16 protein-coding genes and 1 tRNA gene are annotated in these 16,196 nt (G+C 68.6%); 13 read left to right on the top strand and 4 right to left on the bottom strand.

What is annotated here, in order from left to right:
- Nucleotides 1-26: 26 nt before the first annotated feature.
- Nucleotides 27-392 carry an NADH-quinone oxidoreductase subunit A gene (locus ASG52_RS03970; protein ID WP_056239279.1) on the bottom strand — a complete coding sequence of 122 codons (366 nt, stop codon included), beginning with the start codon at nucleotides 390-392 and terminating at the stop codon, nucleotides 27-29.
- 436 nt (nucleotides 393-828) lie between these two features.
- Between ASG52_RS03970 and ASG52_RS03965 the strand changes: the two genes are divergently transcribed.
- Nucleotides 829-905: transfer RNA gene (locus ASG52_RS03965), tRNA-Asp, on the top strand.
- 172 nt (nucleotides 906-1,077) lie between these two features.
- The gene (locus tag ASG52_RS03960) at nucleotides 1,078-1,566 is read left to right on the top strand and encodes a CAP domain-containing protein (protein ID WP_056239275.1); all 489 of its coding nucleotides are present in this window, start codon (nucleotides 1,078-1,080) and stop codon (nucleotides 1,564-1,566) included.
- A gap of 28 nt (nucleotides 1,567-1,594) precedes the next feature.
- Here ASG52_RS03960 and ASG52_RS03955 read toward each other — a convergent pair whose 3' ends face one another.
- Nucleotides 1,595-2,038, bottom strand: coding sequence for a pseudoazurin (locus ASG52_RS03955; protein ID WP_056239273.1), 444 nt, complete (start codon nucleotides 2,036-2,038; stop codon nucleotides 1,595-1,597).
- A 343-nt stretch (nucleotides 2,039-2,381) separates the two neighbouring features.
- Here ASG52_RS03955 and carB point away from each other — a divergent pair, with 343 nt between their 5' ends.
- The 10 genes from carB (at nucleotide 2,382) to aat (ending at nucleotide 13,738) form a co-directional block, all read left to right on the top strand.
- Entirely contained in the window at nucleotides 2,382-5,855 is a 3,474-nt protein-coding gene (gene carB / locus ASG52_RS03950; RefSeq protein ID WP_056239268.1) for a carbamoyl-phosphate synthase large subunit, read from the top strand.
- A 127-nt stretch (nucleotides 5,856-5,982) separates the two neighbouring features.
- Complete coding sequence (gene greA / locus ASG52_RS03945; RefSeq protein ID WP_200945567.1) at nucleotides 5,983-6,459, top strand: transcription elongation factor GreA; 477 nt, start codon at nucleotides 5,983-5,985, stop codon at nucleotides 6,457-6,459.
- Nucleotides 6,460-6,464: 5 nt separating this feature from the next.
- The gene (locus ASG52_RS03940; RefSeq protein WP_056239525.1) at nucleotides 6,465-6,956 is read left to right on the top strand and encodes a hypothetical protein; all 492 of its coding nucleotides are present in this window, start codon (nucleotides 6,465-6,467) and stop codon (nucleotides 6,954-6,956) included.
- 31 nt (nucleotides 6,957-6,987) lie between these two features.
- A complete protein-coding gene (locus ASG52_RS03935) occupies nucleotides 6,988-8,049 on the top strand; it encodes a mitochondrial fission ELM1 family protein (RefSeq protein ID WP_200945566.1) in 1,062 nt (353 codons plus the stop codon).
- A gap of 139 nt (nucleotides 8,050-8,188) precedes the next feature.
- Complete coding sequence (gene trxB / locus ASG52_RS03930) at nucleotides 8,189-9,163, top strand: thioredoxin-disulfide reductase (RefSeq protein ID WP_056239264.1); 975 nt, start codon at nucleotides 8,189-8,191, stop codon at nucleotides 9,161-9,163.
- A 241-nt stretch (nucleotides 9,164-9,404) separates the two neighbouring features.
- On the top strand, nucleotides 9,405-10,295 hold the full coding sequence (locus tag ASG52_RS03925) for a LysR family transcriptional regulator (protein WP_056239522.1): 891 nt from the start codon (nucleotides 9,405-9,407) through the stop codon (nucleotides 10,293-10,295).
- 286 nt (nucleotides 10,296-10,581) lie between these two features.
- Nucleotides 10,582-11,037 carry a type II 3-dehydroquinate dehydratase gene (gene aroQ / locus ASG52_RS03920; RefSeq protein WP_056239261.1) on the top strand — a complete coding sequence of 152 codons (456 nt, stop codon included), beginning with the start codon at nucleotides 10,582-10,584 and terminating at the stop codon, nucleotides 11,035-11,037.
- 18 nt (nucleotides 11,038-11,055) lie between these two features.
- Complete coding sequence (gene accB, locus ASG52_RS03915; protein WP_056239258.1) at nucleotides 11,056-11,532, top strand: acetyl-CoA carboxylase biotin carboxyl carrier protein; 477 nt, start codon at nucleotides 11,056-11,058, stop codon at nucleotides 11,530-11,532.
- A gap of 10 nt (nucleotides 11,533-11,542) precedes the next feature.
- Nucleotides 11,543-12,910 (top strand): acetyl-CoA carboxylase biotin carboxylase subunit, encoded by a 1,368-nt coding sequence (gene accC, locus ASG52_RS03910; RefSeq protein WP_056239255.1) that lies wholly within the window; start codon nucleotides 11,543-11,545, stop codon nucleotides 12,908-12,910.
- Between the two features lie 153 nt (nucleotides 12,911-13,063).
- Nucleotides 13,064-13,738 carry a leucyl/phenylalanyl-tRNA--protein transferase gene (aat, locus tag ASG52_RS03905; RefSeq protein WP_056239251.1) on the top strand — a complete coding sequence of 225 codons (675 nt, stop codon included), beginning with the start codon at nucleotides 13,064-13,066 and terminating at the stop codon, nucleotides 13,736-13,738.
- 6 nt (nucleotides 13,739-13,744) lie between these two features.
- On the opposite strand, the gene ASG52_RS27600 is transcribed toward aat, so the two are convergent.
- Nucleotides 13,745-14,476, bottom strand: coding sequence for a TetR/AcrR family transcriptional regulator (locus ASG52_RS27600; RefSeq protein ID WP_162249966.1), 732 nt, complete (start codon nucleotides 14,474-14,476; stop codon nucleotides 13,745-13,747).
- 47 nt (nucleotides 14,477-14,523) lie between these two features.
- Here ASG52_RS27600 and ASG52_RS03895 point away from each other — a divergent pair, with 47 nt between their 5' ends.
- Entirely contained in the window at nucleotides 14,524-15,006 is a 483-nt protein-coding gene (locus ASG52_RS03895) for a monooxygenase family protein (RefSeq protein WP_056239242.1), read from the top strand.
- A 63-nt stretch (nucleotides 15,007-15,069) separates the two neighbouring features.
- Here the strand turns inward: ASG52_RS03895 and ASG52_RS03890 are convergent, their stop codons facing one another.
- Nucleotides 15,070-15,732 carry a DUF2155 domain-containing protein gene (locus ASG52_RS03890; protein WP_056239239.1) on the bottom strand — a complete coding sequence of 221 codons (663 nt, stop codon included), beginning with the start codon at nucleotides 15,730-15,732 and terminating at the stop codon, nucleotides 15,070-15,072.
- Between the last annotated feature and the right edge of the window lie 464 nt (nucleotides 15,733-16,196).

The raw sequence follows: 16,196 nt of genomic DNA, 5'->3' as shown, positions 1-16,196 counted from the left end.
GAAACGAAGGGCGGCTTAGGCGAGGCCTAGTCCCACTCGAGGGCGCCCTTGCGCCACTCGTAGACGAAGCCGACGGTGAGGACGCCGAGGAAGGCCATCATCGACCAGAAGCCGAACCAGCCGAGTTCCCCGAACGTGATCGCCCAGGGGAACAGGAACGCGACTTCGAGATCGAAGATGATGAACAGGATCGCAACGAGGTAAAAGCGCACGTCGAACTTCATGCGCGCGTCGTCGAAGGCGTTGAAGCCGCACTCGTAGGCCGAGAGCTTTTCGGGATCGGGGCTCGAATAGGCCACGATGAACGGCGCGACGAGGAGCGCCACCGCGATGAACAGCGAGACGCCGAGGAACACGATGAGCGGAAGATAGTCCGCCAGCAGGCCGGTCATGCCGAACCCCTCGTTTCGTTGCGCGGGAGGATCATGGAGGTGCCCTCGCGTCGACGCCTGGCCGCGGAGAAGAATCCTCCCGATGGAATTCCTCCAATGCCAGACTGGGCGCCGGGCGAGGCTTAGACGAGCCCCCCGAGAGAGACAAGGGCATTGCGCGTCGCACAATCACCCCATGCGGTGACAGACGGCGAAGCTGGTATACCAGCGCATGGGCCGTCCCCGCCGCACGCATGAAGGGCCGCGGCAGAGCGGACGGAAAAGCAGCGCAAGCGCGTACGCGAGACTCCAAAACATCAGCCCTCGAACCGCTCGGAAGCCGGCTGCGGACCAAAATCGCGAAACGGCGATTCCGTTGCTTGACAGCTCGGGGCGCCCCACCTAAACCCCGCCTCGTCGCCGGCAGCGAGGCCAGCCCCTCCGGCAGACACCAAGCGCGGGCGTAGCTCAGTTGGTTAGAGTGCCGGCCTGTCACGCCGGAGGTCGCGGGTTCGAGCCCCGTCGCCCGCGCCACTTCCTCTCCCTTCCATCGCCGTTCGATGATGCGACAGGCTCTCAGTGGGCCCTGTTGCGTGTGCGCCACCCTGCGGCGGCAGCCGAGCGACCCTTTCCGGTTTCGCCGCGGTTTCGCCGCATCGGCCGATGAAGGGCCGTGCGCCGTCCTTCATCACCCGCGAACCCGTCGATGCCGCTCCTGCGTCCCGCCTCCGCCGCGATCCTCCTCGCGCTCGTCCTTTCCGGCTGCGGCGGCTCGCCCGTGCTGGAGGCGAACCTGCCGACGGTGCCGGTCATCCTCGATGAAGGCGCGGCGGCCGAGGCGATCTCGCGCTACCGGGCGCAACACGGCCTCGGGCCGGTCGCCATCGATTCGCGACTGATCCGCGCCGCCTCGCTCCAGGCCGGGGCCAACGCGCGGGCGGGCCGCCTCAGCCACGAGGTCGCCGGCACCTTCGACAGCCGCATGGCGAGCGCGGGCTTCGGCAAGCGCTACGCCAGCGAGAACCTCAGCGCGGGCGCCGAGACCTTCGACGGGGTGCTCGCCCGCTGGAAGGCCTCGCCCGAGCACAACCGCAACATGCTGATGCCGCAGTTGCGCCGCGTCGGGATCGCCCGCGTCGATGCGCCGGGCACCCGCTACAAGCGCTTCTGGGCGCTGGTGATGGCGGCCGACTGAGCGGCCGCCGCTTTTCAGCGGGTCGCGCTCACTGCGCCTGGGCGAAGAGCGGATCGAACCGCTTCTGCGCGAGCTTGCCGTGGGTGACGCCCTTGGCCGCCTCCAGGTTGTCGCGCTTGTCGCCGACGACCACGAGGGCGACCATGCCCATCAGGTAATGCGGCGAGCACTTGAAGCCGTAGACGCCCTCCTTGTCGAACTTCACCACGGCCTCCTGGCCGACCGTCGTCTTCACGTATTCCGCGCCGTCGGGCGCCATGCCCTTGATGGTCTCGACGTTGTGGCCCTTGTCGGTCGGCACGAACTTGATGCTGTCGCCGGGCTTCACCTTCACGAAGGCCGGATCGAACACCATCGACCCGCCCGGCCCGCTGTTGAGGGTCTTGACCGTGATCTCGTCGGCGGCGGCCGGCAGCGCCGACGCGAGGCCGGAGACCAAGCCCACCACGGCAAGAACATTCTTCACTGACATCGTTCGCTTCCTCGGAATTATTCTCATGATGATCGTCACGCTTGCCGATCATCGTCCGGTAGCGAGTCGTTTTTAAAACATCAATCTCAGCTTTAACTTTGATAAATCGAATAATTACACTTCGAGGATATGATCCCTCCGACGATCGGCCGGCGCCTCCGGGCCCACGATGGCGTGCACCGCAGCAGTTGGGGGCATTCCGGCACCGCCCTTTCAAACCCGTGCGGCCGGGTGTAAACGCGGGGCTTAACGATCATCCATGACGCCCGATCCCCTCGGGCGCCCCTCGAAGGAGGCGGCGCGCGGGGGTGCGAGCGCGCGCGAAAGGCTAAAAAGGCGCTCCATGCCGAAACGCACCGACATCTCCTCCATCCTCATCATCGGTGCGGGGCCGATCATCATCGGGCAGGCCTGCGAGTTCGACTATTCCGGCACCCAGGCCTGCAAGGCGCTCCGCGAGGAGGGCTACCGGATCGTCCTGGTGAACTCGAACCCGGCGACGATCATGACCGACCCGGACATGGCCGACGCCACCTATGTCGAGCCGATCACCCCGGAGATCGTCGCCAAGATCATCGAGAAGGAGCGGCCCGACGCCCTCCTGCCGACCATGGGCGGCCAGACCGCGCTGAACTGCGCCCTCTCGCTCAAGCGCATGGGCGTGCTCGAAAAGTTCGGCGTGCAGATGATCGGTGCCACGGCGGAGGCCATCGACAAGGCCGAGGACCGCAACCTCTTCCGCGACGCGATGACCAAGATCGGCCTGGAGACGCCGAAATCGGAACTCGCCAACGCATCCGCCGCCAAGAAGGCCGACCGCGAGAAGTATCTGGCCGAGAAGGCCCGCATCGAGGCCGCCAACGCCGAGCCGGCGGCCCGCGAGGCCGCGCTCGCCGAGTTCGAGCGCGCCTGGGCCGGGGCCGAGGGCGACCGCCGCCGCCGCTACATCGAGCACGCGCTGGGTCAGGCCCTGATCGCGCTCGCCGAAGTCGGCCTGCCGGCGATCATCCGCCCGAGCTTCACCATGGGCGGCACCGGCGGCGGCATCGCCTACAACCGCGAGGAATTCCTGGAGATCGTCGAGCGCGGCATCGACGCCTCGCCGACCAACGAGGTGCTGATCGAGGAGAGCGTGCTCGGCTGGAAGGAGTACGAGATGGAGGTCGTCCGCGACAAGGCGGACAACTGCATCATCGTCTGCTCCATCGAGAACATCGATCCGATGGGCGTCCACACCGGCGATTCGATCACGGTGGCGCCCGCGCTGACGCTGACGGACAAAGAATATCAGGTGATGCGCGACGCCTCGCTGGCGGTGCTGCGCGAGATCGGCGTCGAGACCGGCGGCTCGAACGTGCAGTTCGCCATCGACCCGGCCACCGGCCGCATGATCGTCATCGAGATGAACCCGCGCGTCTCGCGCTCGTCGGCGCTCGCGTCGAAGGCCACCGGCTTCCCGATCGCCAAGGTCGCGGCCAAGCTCGCCGTCGGCTACACCCTGGACGAGATCGCCAACGACATCACGGGCGGGGCGACCCCGGCCTCGTTCGAGCCGACGATCGACTACGTCGTCACCAAGATTCCCCGCTTCGCCTTCGAGAAGTTCCCCGGCGCCGAGCCGACGCTGACCACCGCGATGAAGTCGGTCGGCGAGGCCATGGCCATCGGCCGCTGCTTCGCGGAATCGCTGCAGAAGGCCCTGCGCTCGCTGGAGACGGGGCTGACCGGCCTCGACGAGATCGAGATCGAGGGCCTCGGCAACGGCGACGACCACAACGCGATCAAGGCCGCGCTCGGCACGCCGACGCCCGACCGGCTGCTCAAGGTCGCCCAGGCGATGCGCCTCGGGATCAGCCACGAGGAGATCCACGCCTCCTGCAAGATCGATCCGTGGTTCCTCGAACAGCTCCAGGCCATCGTCGATCTGGAGAACCGGGTGAAGGCCCACGGCCTGCCGACGACGCCCGGCGCCTTCCGCCAGCTCAAGGCCGCGGGCTTCTCCGATGCGCGGCTCGCCGTGCTCGCGAACACCGAAGAGGACGCGGTGCGAACTTCGCGCCGGTCCTTGAGCGTGCGCCCGGTCTTCAAGCGGATCGACACCTGCGCCGCCGAGTTCAAGGCGCCGACCGCCTACATGTACTCGACCTACGTCGCCCCCTTCGCCGGGACGGTGGCCGACGAGGCGTACCCCTCGGACAAGAAGAAGGTCATCATCCTCGGCGGCGGCCCGAACCGGATCGGCCAGGGCATCGAGTTCGACTATTGCTGCTGCCACGCCTGCTTCGCGCTGACGGAAGCCGGCTACGAGACCATCATGGTCAACTGCAACCCGGAGACGGTCTCGACCGACTACGACACCTCCGACCGGCTCTATTTCGAGCCGCTGACCGCGGAGGACGTGCTGGAGATCATCGAGACCGAGCGGCAGGCGGGCACGCTTCACGGCGTGATCGTGCAGTTCGGCGGCCAGACCCCGCTCAAGCTCGCCCGTGCGCTCGAAGCCGCGGGCGTGCCGATCCTCGGCACCTCGCCCGACGCCATCGACCTCGCCGAGGACCGCGACCAGTTCAAGCGGCTCCTCGACAAGCTCGGCCTCAAGCAGCCCAAGAACGGCATCGCCTACTCGGTCGAGCAGAGCCGGCTGGTGGCCGCCGAGCTGGGGCTCCCCTTCGTGGTACGACCCTCCTACGTGCTGGGTGGCCGCGCCATGGCGATCATCCGCGACGAGACGCAGTTCGCCGAGTACCTGCTCGGCACGCTGCCGAGCCTGATCCCGTCCGACATCAAGGCGCGCTACCCCAACGACAAGACGGGGCAGATCAACACCGTGCTGGGCAAGAACCCGCTGCTGTTCGACCGCTACCTGTCGGACGCGACCGAGGTCGACGTGGACGCGGTCTGCGACGGCTCGAGCGTGTTCATCGCCGGCATCATGGAGCACATCGAGGAGGCGGGCATCCATTCGGGCGACTCGGCCTGCTCGCTGCCGCCGCGCACGCTCTCGCCGGAGGTTCTCGCCGAGCTGGAGCGCCAGACGAAGGCCATGGCGCTGGCGCTGAAGGTCGGCGGCCTGATGAACGTGCAATACGCGATCAAGGACGGCGCGATCTACGTGCTGGAGGTGAACCCGCGCGCCTCGCGCACGGTGCCGTTCGTCGCCAAGGTGATCGGCGAGCCCATCGCCAAGATCGCCGCGCGGATCATGGCGGGCGAACGCCTGGACACCTTCGGCCTCAAGCCGAAGAAGCTCGACCACATCGCGGTCAAGGAGGCGGTGTTCCCCTTCGCCCGCTTCCCCGGCGTCGACGTGCTGCTCGGGCCGGAGATGCGCTCGACCGGGGAGGTGATCGGGTTGGATGCCGGCTTCGGCGTGGCGTTTGCCAAGAGCCAGCTCGGCTCGGGGACCGCGGTGCCGCGTTCCGGCACGGTGTTCATCTCGGTGCGCGACGACGACAAGCCGCGGGTGCTGCCCACCATCCGGCTGCTGTCGGAACTCGGCTTCACCATCCTGGCGACCGGTGGCACGCAGCGGTATCTGGCCGACGAGGGCATCCCCACGGGCCGCATCAACAAGGTGCTGGAGGGCCGGCCCCACATCGTCGATGCGATCAAGAACGGCGAGATCGCCCTCGTCATCAACACCACCGAGGGGGCGGGTGCCTTGTCCGACTCGCGCTCGCTCCGGCGGGCGGCCCTCTTGCATAAAGTGCCGTACTACACCACTCTGGCCGGCGCGATGGCGGCCGCCGAGGGGATCAGCGCCTATCTCGAAGGCGATCTTCGGGTGCGGGCCTTGCAGGAATACTTCGCGGCCTAAATACCTCCGGCGCGCGAGGTGCCCGGCGGAGAGGGCGCCTCGCAGCCAGAACTGCCAGCCGATTTCCGGCCCGGAAGGAGTTCATCGCTCCCGCCGGGCCTCTTCATTGTGGCGCGAGACCATGAGCATCGACAAGGTTCCGATCACGATCCGGGGCTACGCAGCTCTCGAGGAAGAGCTGAAGCATCGCCAGCAGGTGGAGCGGCAGCGCATCATCCAGGCGATCTCCGAGGCGCGGGCTCTGGGCGACCTGTCCGAGAACGCCGAGTATCATGCCGCCAAGGAGGCCCAGTCCCACAACGAGGGCCGGGTGCTCGAACTGGAGAGCATGATCGCGCGGGCCGAGATCATCGACACCTCGAAGCTGTCGGGCGCCAAGATCAAGTTCGGCGCGCGCGTCAAGCTCCTCGACGAGGACACCGAGGAGGAGAAGACCTACCAGATCGTCGGCGAGCCCGAGGCGGACGTGCGCGAGGGCCGCGTCTCGATCTCCTCGCCGATCGCCCGCGCCCTGATCGGCAAGGGCGTCGGCGACACCGTCGAGGTGACGACGCCGGGTGGCGGCAAGTCCTACGAGGTCGTCGCCGTCGAGTGGGGCGCCTGAGCCTGATGCGCATCCCCGGTCTCGCGGCTGTGATGGGCCTCGCCCTCATCGCGGGGCCGGCCTTCGCGCAGGATTTCGGGCGGCTGGGCGGCGTCTCCGTCGATGTGCGCCCGCTCGCCGCCCAAGGCGGCGGGTTGCAGGCGGAGGCGCTGCGCGCCGACCTGACCGCGGCGCTCCGCCAAGCCTTCGGCGACCGGATCGTGCGCGGGGCCCCGACCCTGGTGGTGCGGGTGAGCGGCCTCTCGCTCAACCCCTATGCCGGGTCGCAGGGCGCGAGCCGCGGCAGCTTCGGTGGCGGCGGCGTGACCGACTATCTCGACGGCGAGGCGCTGCTGGTCGGCCGCGACGGCGCGGTCCTGGCCCGCCATCCCCAGCTCTCGGCCCTGCCGGCGAGTTCGGGCGGCGCATGGTACGATCCGGCCTCGGAGCGGCGCCGCGTCGCGGCGCTCGCCGAGCATTACGCGGCGTGGCTGCGCCGCCAGCTCCCGGCCCGGTAGGGTCCGGAAAGATCTCAGGGACGTGCGTGGCGTGAGCGGCAGCGTGGCGGGGGACGGCGGCGTACCGCCCGAGATCGGGCGCGCCCGCGCCTGGATCGTGACCGACGGCAAGGCCGGCGACGAGAACCAGTGCATCGGCATCGCTCAGGCGCTCGGCCTCGATGTCGAGACCCGGCGCATCCCCCGCGGCCGCCCCCTGACCTGGACCGCCCCCTGGGGGCCGATCGACCCGCGCGACGCGCCGGGTCGGGCCGGCGGCCTGCTCGAAGGGTCGCTGCCCGACATCCTGATCGCCTCGGGCCGGCGCGCCGTGCCCTATCTGCGGGCGGTGCGGCGCGCCTCGAAGGGGCGCACCTTCACGGCCTTCCTCAAGGACCCGCGCACGGGGCACGACACCGCCGACTTCATCTGGGTGCCGGATTACGACGATCTGCGCGGCCCCAACGTCTTCACCACGCTGACCGCGCCGCACCCGGTCTCCCGCGCTCGGCTCGATGCCGCCCGCACGCAGCCCGACCCGCGGCTCGCCGTGCTGCCCTGGCCGCGCATCGCCGTGCTGATCGGCGGCGACAGCCGGCACCTGAGCTACCGCAAGTCCGACACCCGCCGCCTCGTGCGCGACCTCACCAAGCTCGCCGACGGCGGCTGCACCCTGATGATGACGGTCTCGCGCCGCACGCCGCCGGAGCTGAGCGCGGCGCTCGCCGACCTGATCCGCCGCAAGGGCGGCTTCCTCTGGGACGGCAGCGGCGCCAACCCCTATGTCGGCATGCTGGCCATCGCCGACCACATCGTCGTCACCTCGGATTCGGCCAACATGGTCGGCGAGGCGGCGAGCACCGGCGTGCCCCTCCTGCTGTTCGATCTGCCGCGTACCTATATCCGGCATCGGCGGATGTTCGCCGGGCTCGCGATGGCGGGTGCGCTCAAACCGTTCATCGGCCGCCTGGAGGCCCTGCGCTACGCACCGATCGACGCGACCCCGGAGATCGCCGAGGCGATGGCCAAGGCCTACGCGGCGCACCGCGAGCGGTTCGATCCGGCCCGCAAAGCCGTGCCGGCGAAGGCGACCGTGGCGAAGGGATCGATCTAGGCGAAGCGTACCGCCCGGAACGGGACATCGCGGCGGCATCATTGGCAAAAAATTTCTCAGCGCGCCGTGGCAGAGTGCGCGCGAATCGACAGGACGACGGCGCCCCTCGGGAGCTGCCGGAAACGAGGAGACGGCAGAGATGGCCCACACCCACGCGAGACTCGTGATCATCGGCTCAGGCCCGGCCGGCTACACCGCCGCGATCTACGCCGCCCGCGCCATGGTCGAGCCGCTGCTGATCTCCGGCTTCCAGCCCGGCGGTCAGCTCATGATCACCACCGATGTCGAGAACTATCCGGGCTTCGCGGAAGCGATCCAGGGCCCGTGGCTGATGGAGCAGATGCGCTCCCAAGCCGAGCATGTCGGCACCAGGATCGTCTCGGAATACATCACGAGCGTCGACCTGAAGAGCCGCCCGTTCCGGCTGGAGGCCGATTCCGGCGAGACCTACTCGTGCGACGCGCTCATCATCGCCACCGGCGCCCAGGCGAAGTGGCTCGGCCTGCCCTCCGAGGCGAAGTTCCAGGGTTTCGGGGTCTCGGCCTGCGCCACCTGCGACGGCTTCTTCTTCCGCGGCAAGGACGTGACCGTGGTGGGCGGCGGCAACACCGCCGTCGAGGAGGCCCTGTATCTGGCGAACCTCGCCAAGTCCGTGACGGTGATCCACCGCCGCGGCGAGTTCCGGGCCGAGCGCATCCTGCAGGAGCGCCTGTTCAAGCACGCCAACGTCACGGTGAAGTGGCACCACGCGGTCGAGGAAATCTGCGGCTCGGCCACGCCCCCCTCCGTCACGCACCTGCGCCTGAAGGACCTGCGCTCGGGCGAGATCGTCGAGCATCCGACCGACGGCCTGTTCGTCGCCATCGGCCACCAGCCGGCGACCGGCATCTTCGAGGGCCAGTTGCCGATGCGCCACGGCGGCTACATCACCGTGACGCCGGGCACGACCGCGACCGAGATTCCCGGCGTCTACGCGGCGGGCGACGTCACCGACGACGTCTACCGCCAGGCCATCACCGCGGCCGGCATGGGCTGCATGGCGGCGCTGGAAGCCGAGAAGTATCTGGCGGCGCTGGATGTCGGCGAGAGCCCAGCCAAGGCGGCGGCCGAGTAACGTTCGTCTGGGGATAAGGGTGGGCGCGGTTCGGCGGCGCCCACTTCCCTGTTGACGATCCTTTGACGCAACCAAATCGCAAGCTTGCCGTCCTAGCCTGAACCATGCAGGAACCCTACGGTTTCGCCAGGAGCCCTTCGCTCAGCGAATGGCGGCGACGCGTGTAGGGTGGATGTCGTGCAACGCCCGAAGGTCGCGGCCTCCCGTGACGGGCTGACCTCGACGGGCGGGAGTGACGGCCTTGGATTGGGACAAGATCCGGATTTTCCTCAACGTCGCGGAGGCCGGGAGCTTCACGCGGGCGGGCGACGACATCGGCCTCAGCCAGTCGGCGGTGAGCCGGCAGATCAGCGCGCTGGAGCGCGAGCTGAAGGCGCCGCTGTTCCACCGCCACGCCCGCGGCCTGATCCTGACCGAGCAGGGCGACCTGCTGTTCCGCGCCGCCCGCGACATGAAGCTGCGGCTGGAGAATACCCGCGCCCGCCTCGTTGAGACCAGCGAGCGTCCCTCCGGGGATCTCCGCGTCACCACCACCGTCGGCCTCGGTTCGTCCTGGCTCGCGGGGCGCATCTCCGAATTCCTCGACCTCTATCCGGATGTGCGGGTCGAGCTGGTGCTCACCAACGAGGAACTCGACCTCGCCATGCGCGAGGCCGACATCGCCATCCGCATGCGCCGCCCGGCCCAGCCGGACCTGATCCAGCGGCGGCTGTTCACGGTGCATTACCACGCCTTCGCCAGCCCCGATTACGTGAAGCGCTTCGGTGAGCCCAAGTCCATCGCCGACCTCGACGAGCACCGCCTCGTCTCCTTCGGCGGCAACGAGCCGTCCTATCTGCTGGCCACCCACTACCTCTCCAGCATCGGCCGCGAGGGCGAGGACCGCCGCCCGGTCCACTTCACGGTCAACAACATCAACGCCCTGCACAAGGCGATGGAGGCCGGCATCGGCGTCGGCATCCTGCCCGACTACGCCGTCGACGGCGACGAGAACCTCGTCCAGGTCATGCGCGAGGTCGAGATGCCGACCATGGAGAGCTACCTCGTCTACGCCGAGGAGATGCGCACCGTGGCCCGCGTCCAGGCGTTCCGGGACTTTCTGGTGAACAAGGCCCAGCGCTGGACCTACTGAGGCCCCTTCCGAGTCACCCTCCCCGTCATTCCGGGGCTCGCCGAAGGCGAGAACCCGGAATCCACCCGCGATGCGCGGCTGTTGGCGACGTCGTGGCCAGTCGTGGATTCCGGGTTCCGCTGCGCGGCCCCGGAATGACGGCGCGGGTTGAAGGACAGTGTGAGCGCGGGGACGCCCACCTCACGTAAATCACGACCGCCCTTGTCGCGGGCGCGCCCCCTCGTCTAAGACCGGCCCTCCGCGCCGGGCGGCCTCCGCACCCCCGGCGATCAGAAATCCGGCTGGCATGACCGCGATTCACTGCCTCAACGGGCCGAACCTCAATCTGCTGGGCACGCGCGAGCCGGGCATCTACGGCGCGGCGACGCTCGCCGACATCGAGCGCGATCTGCAAGAGCGCGCGGCCCGCCTCGATATCGCCCTGACCTTCCGTCAGACGAATCACGAGGGCGAACTCGTGTCGTTCGTGCAGGAGGCGGGCCGTGCCGGAGCCGGGGTGCTCATCAACGCCGCAGCCTATACGCACACGTCGATCGCCCTCCGGGACGCCATCGCCGGCACCGGCGTGACCGCGGTCGAGATCCACCTCTCGAACGTGCATGCCCGCGAGGCGTTTCGCCATGTCTCCCTGATCGCGCCGGTCTGTGCCGGCGTGATCGCGGGTTTCGGTCCCTACAGCTACCTGGCGGGGCTCGACGCCCTCGCCCATCTCCTGCGCGGCCGCACTCCGTCCGCCTCCTGACTGCAGAACCAAGAGCCGATGGCCAAGAACGAACCCTTCGATCCCGATCTGGTGCGCGAACTCGCCAAGATGGTCGCCGAGACCGATCTGACCGAGATCGAGGTGGAGAAGGGCGACCTGCGCATCCGCGTCGCTCGCAAGATCGAGACGGTCGCGGTCCAGGTGGCCCCGCCCGCTCCCGCCCTAGCGGCGGCGCCCGCCCCGGCCGCGGCGATCCCCGCCGCCCTGGCCCCGGCCCCCGCCAAGGCCGGCGCGGGCCATCCGGGCGCCGTGCCCTCGCCGATGGTCGGCACCGCCTACCTGCGGCCCTCGCCCGAGGCGAAGCCCTTCGTCGAGGTCGGCACGCGGGTCCAGGCCGGCGACAAGCTGCTGCTCATCGAGGCGATGAAGACCTTCAACGACATCGTGGCGCCCCGCGCCGGCACCGTCACCGCGATCTTCGTCGAGGACGGCATGCCCGTCGAGTACGGCGAAGCCCTTCTCGTTCTCGAGTGATGGCTGGCGGATGTTCGACAAGATCCTGATTGCCAACCGCGGCGAGATCGCGCTGCGCATCCTGCGCGCGGCCAAGGAGCTCGGCATCGCGACGGTGGCGGTCCATTCCACGGCGGACGCTGACGCCATGCACGTGCGGCTGGCCGACGAGAGCGTCTGCATCGGCCCGCCGACCGCCCGCGACAGCTACCTCAACATTCCCTCGATCATCGCGGCCTGCGAGATCACCGGGGCGGATGCGGTGCATCCGGGCTACGGCTTCCTGTCCGAGAACGCCCGCTTCGCCGAGGTGCTGGCCCACCACAACATCGGCTTCATCGGCCCCAAGGCCGAGCACATCCGCGTCATGGGCGACAAGATCGAGGCCAAGCGCACGGCCAAGGCCTTGGGCATCCCCTGCGTGCCGGGCTCGGAAGGCGGCATCACCGACACCGACGAGGCCAAGCGCGTGGCGGCCGAGATCGGCTACCCCGTGCTGGTGAAGGCGGCCTCCGGCGGCGGCGGGCGCGGCATGAAGGTCGCCCGCACCGAGGCGGATCTGGAGCAGGCGCTCACCATGGCCCGCACCGAGGCCAAGGCGGCCTTCGGCGACGACGCGGTCTACCTCGAAAAGTACCTGACCAAGCCGCGCCACATCGAGGTGCAGATCCTCGGCGACGGCCAGGGCGGCGCCGTGCATCTGGCCGAGCGCGACTGCTCGCTTCAGCGCCGGCACCAGAAGGTCTGGGAGGAAGGCGGCTCGCCCGCGCTGAACGCCGAGATGCGCGCCGAGATCGGCGGCATCTGTGCCAACGCCATGCGCCAGCTCGGCTATATCGGCGCCGGCACCATCGAGTTCCTCTACGAGGACGGGCGGTTCTACTTCATCGAGATGAACACCCGGATCCAGGTGGAGCATCCCGTCACCGAGATGATCACCGGGATCGACCTCGTCAACGAGCAGATCCGGGTCGCCGCCGGCGGCGGGCTGTCGGTCGCGCAGGAGGACATCAAGGTCGAGGGCCACGCCATCGAGTGCCGGATCAACGCCGAGCACCCGGCGACCTTCCGGCCCTCCCCCGGCCTCATCACCTACTTCCACCCGCCGGGGGGCTTGGGCGTGCGCGTCGATTCGGCGGCCTTCCAGGGCTACCGCATCCCGCCGAACTACGATTCGCTGATCGGCAAGCTGATCGTTCACGGACGCACCCGCAACGAGTGCCTGATGCGCCTGCGTCGCGCCTTGGACGAGTTCGTGGTCGACGGCATCGACACCACGCTGCCGCTGTTCCGCACGCTGGTGCGCAACACCGACGTCCAGAACGGCCAGTACGACATCCACTGGCTCGAAGGGTTTCTGGAGCGCGAGGGGCTTTCGGAGACCGACCCGAAGCGCTGAGCGATCGGAGCACGAGACGAGAGCCGGCCCCGTCATAGGGCCGGCTTTTTCATGCCCTGCACCGTCATTCCGGGGCGCCGGAGGCCAACCCGGAATGACGGCAGTCGAGGATGGGGCTGGCGTTCCCGTCCCGCCGGAGCGACAACGTTTCCGATGCACGACAGGACTTCCGTGGACATCACGCCCGACATCCTGCTCAAGGCCTACGCGGCGGGCATCTTCCCGATGGCGGAGGATGCCGACGACCCGACGATCTACTGGGTCGAGCCGCGGGCGCGCGGCGTCCTGCCCCTCGACCGGTTCCATGTCCCGAAGCGCCTCGCCCGCACCGTCCGCTCGGACGTGTTCGAGGTCGCGACCGACCGCGACTTCGACGCGGTGATCGACGGCTGCGCCGCCCCCCGCCGCGACACCGACCGCACGTGGATCAACGGCCGCATCCGCGACCTCTACGGCGCGCTCTACGATCGCGGCGCCTGCCACACGGTCGAGGTCTATCAGGACGGGCGGCTGGTGGGCGGGCTCTACGGCGTCTGCCTCGGCGCCGCGTTCTTCGGCGAGAGCATGTTCCACGAGGCCCGCGACGCCTCGAAGGTCGCCCTGGTCCACCTCGTCGCGAGGCTCCGCCGCGGCGGCTTTCGCCTCGCCGACACGCAGTTCCTCACCGATCATCTCGGCCAGTTCGGCGTCGAGGAGGTGCCCCGCCACGTCTACAAGCGCCGCCTCACCGAGGCCGCCGCCGAGCGGGCGGAGTGGGGCGACCCGGCGCGGGTGTTTTCCGGGAGCGAGGCCTTGGCCGATCTCGGCATCAAGCGCGACGCGGACTGATCGGCGTCATCGCCGACGCGCGTCGAGGGCGAGCAGCCGCTCGGCCAGCGCGACGACGGCCGGGACGTTCCCGCGCAAACCCGCGCCGAACGACCCGTCGAGCGCCAGCACCGCCATGCCGTGGACCAGCGCCCAGCACCGCAACGCCTCGTCCGCGGCGTGCTCCGCCGGCACCAGAGCCGCGACGCGGGCGGCCAGCACCACGAAGGCATCGCCCGAGGCCTTCGCCAGCGCCTCCGGGGGCGCGGCCGAGCAGCTTTTGAACATCAGCCGGAACAGCCCCGGATTGGCCGCCGCGAAGGTGACATAGGCCACGCCCTGGGCGACCAGGGCGGCTTGTCCCTTATCGGACTCGTCCATCTCCGCGGCATGGTGGACATCGGATCGAGCGCGGGTCCCCTCCCCCTTGTCGGGAGGGGTTCGGGGTGGGGGTGGCTCAGAAGGCACCACCTCCGGCTCCTCCCCACAAGGGGGTGGAGAGACGCTTCCGTCCGCTGCCGCCAGATCGGCCCGCAGCCGCTCGAACCCGACCGTGGCGACGGCGGCGAGCAGGGCGTCCTTGTCGGAAAAATGCCGGTAGGGCGCCATCGCCGAGACGCCGGCCCGGCGCGCCGCCTCCCGCAGGCCGAGCGAGGCCGGATCGCCCCCCTCCTCAAGGATCGCGAGCCCGGCCGCGACCAGCGCCTCGCGCAGCTCGCCGTGATGATAGCCGGCCTTCGCCGGCCGCGATGTTGACACTGTACGCGCCGCTTCTATGATGACGGTGTAAACATGGAGTTGGTGCCATGCCGGTGGATGCAGTGCAAGAGGCGGCTCAGGAGACGCGGCCCGACCGGGAATCGGTCGATCTCTCCGGCTATCCCGATCTCGTCGTGGTCTATCTCGGCTTCCGGGTCGGCACGTGGCGGGGCCTGATGGCGCTGCTGGGCATCACCCGCGGCCTCGGCGCCATTCAGCGGCAGATGCCCGAAGGGCTCCTGGTCCACGAGAACCTCGTGTTCGGCCTCAACCATGTTGGCATGCGCCAGTACTGGCGCGATCTGGAGAGCCTGGAGACCTTCACCCGCTCCGACCCGCACCGGACATGGTGGCGCAAATTCGCCCGCGACCGCTCCGGCACCGCCTTCTGGCACGAGGCCTACCGCCTCTCGGGCGGGATGGAGGCGATCTATGTCGGTCTGCCGAACCCCATCGGGCTGGCGCGCTTCGCCGGCTCGCGCAAGCCCGATGGGCCGTTCATGTCTTCGCGGCAAAGATTAGCGGGTTGAGGCAGGGCTCCACCCTGCACCCGCGAAAGGGCTCGCCCTTTCGAAACCCCAAGATTCCGGCAGCTACCGGAACAGCGCGTCGAAGAAGTTCTGCGGCTCACGCGGCTGTGGCGGGGCCGGGGCCGGGCCCTCGTTGTTCGGGAAGAACTTTCGCGAGGGCTTCTGCTTCGGCTGGACCGGCACGCCGCGCGGCCCCTCGACATCGACCTGACCGGCTTGGTTGACCTGCTGCGCGGTCTTGGTCGGGTCGCTGCCCTTCTTGCGGCCGGCCTTCTCCTGGCGCGAGGCGAGCGCGGGCACGTCCTCCTGGTCCTTCGCCTCGGCGATCACGTCGGTGCCGCCCTTACAATCGGTCAGCCACACGTCGTAGATCGGGTGCTCGATGGCGTGCAGCCCCGGGCTCGACGCGAACATCCAGCCGGTGAAGATGCGCCGGTACTTGCTGTCCAGCGTCACCTCGTCGACTTCGAGGAAGGCGGTGGTCTTGGGCGTCTCGGTGGGGGGGCGCGAGTAGCAGACCCGCGGCGTCATCTGCAGCGCGCCGAACTGCACCGTCTCGTCGATGGCGACCTCGAAGGTCACGATCCGCCCGGTGATCTTGTCGAGCCCGGAGAACACCGCGGTCGGGTTCTTGATCTTGTCGGCCGAGGCCGGCAGCGCGGCGAGGCCGAGAGCGCACACGGCGAGCGCGGTCCGGCGCAACGATCTGGCGGTGATGCGGCTCAAGGCGCCCTCTTGAGTCTTGTCATGGAGCGAGGATAGGTCCGGCCGTTCTCAACACCCCAAGGGTGGTGGAAAAAGGGCGGCCAGCCCGATCGCTGGCGCCCGAGCGCCAGGAATGCCCGTCTCTACCGCGCTCAACCTGTCGCCGCGAACCAGGCGGCGGGCGCCGCAACGGCGAAGGCTCACGCGCCCGCCGTCCGAGAAAAGGGCACCGCGATGCCGACCAGACTCATCGGGGAGCGGCACAGGGATGCGTCGTCGCCTCCAAAGGCAATAAATCTTTCCCGCATCATCCGGCCAAAACACATCAAATATTTCAATATTTTTAAATATCATCGGATACACAATATTATATGAGGCCAAAAAAATCTTTCAATTTTTTATAAAGCCTAAATCGAAATAGGCTCATATAATGAAACATTATATTTGAATTGCTCTGTAAAATTGTTGACCGTCATGATATGAGC

Source organism: Methylobacterium sp. Leaf456 (genome assembly GCF_001425465.1).
Classification (GTDB): Bacteria; Pseudomonadota; Alphaproteobacteria; order Rhizobiales; family Beijerinckiaceae; genus Methylobacterium.
This window is presented reverse-complemented; position numbering and strand designations above follow the sequence as displayed.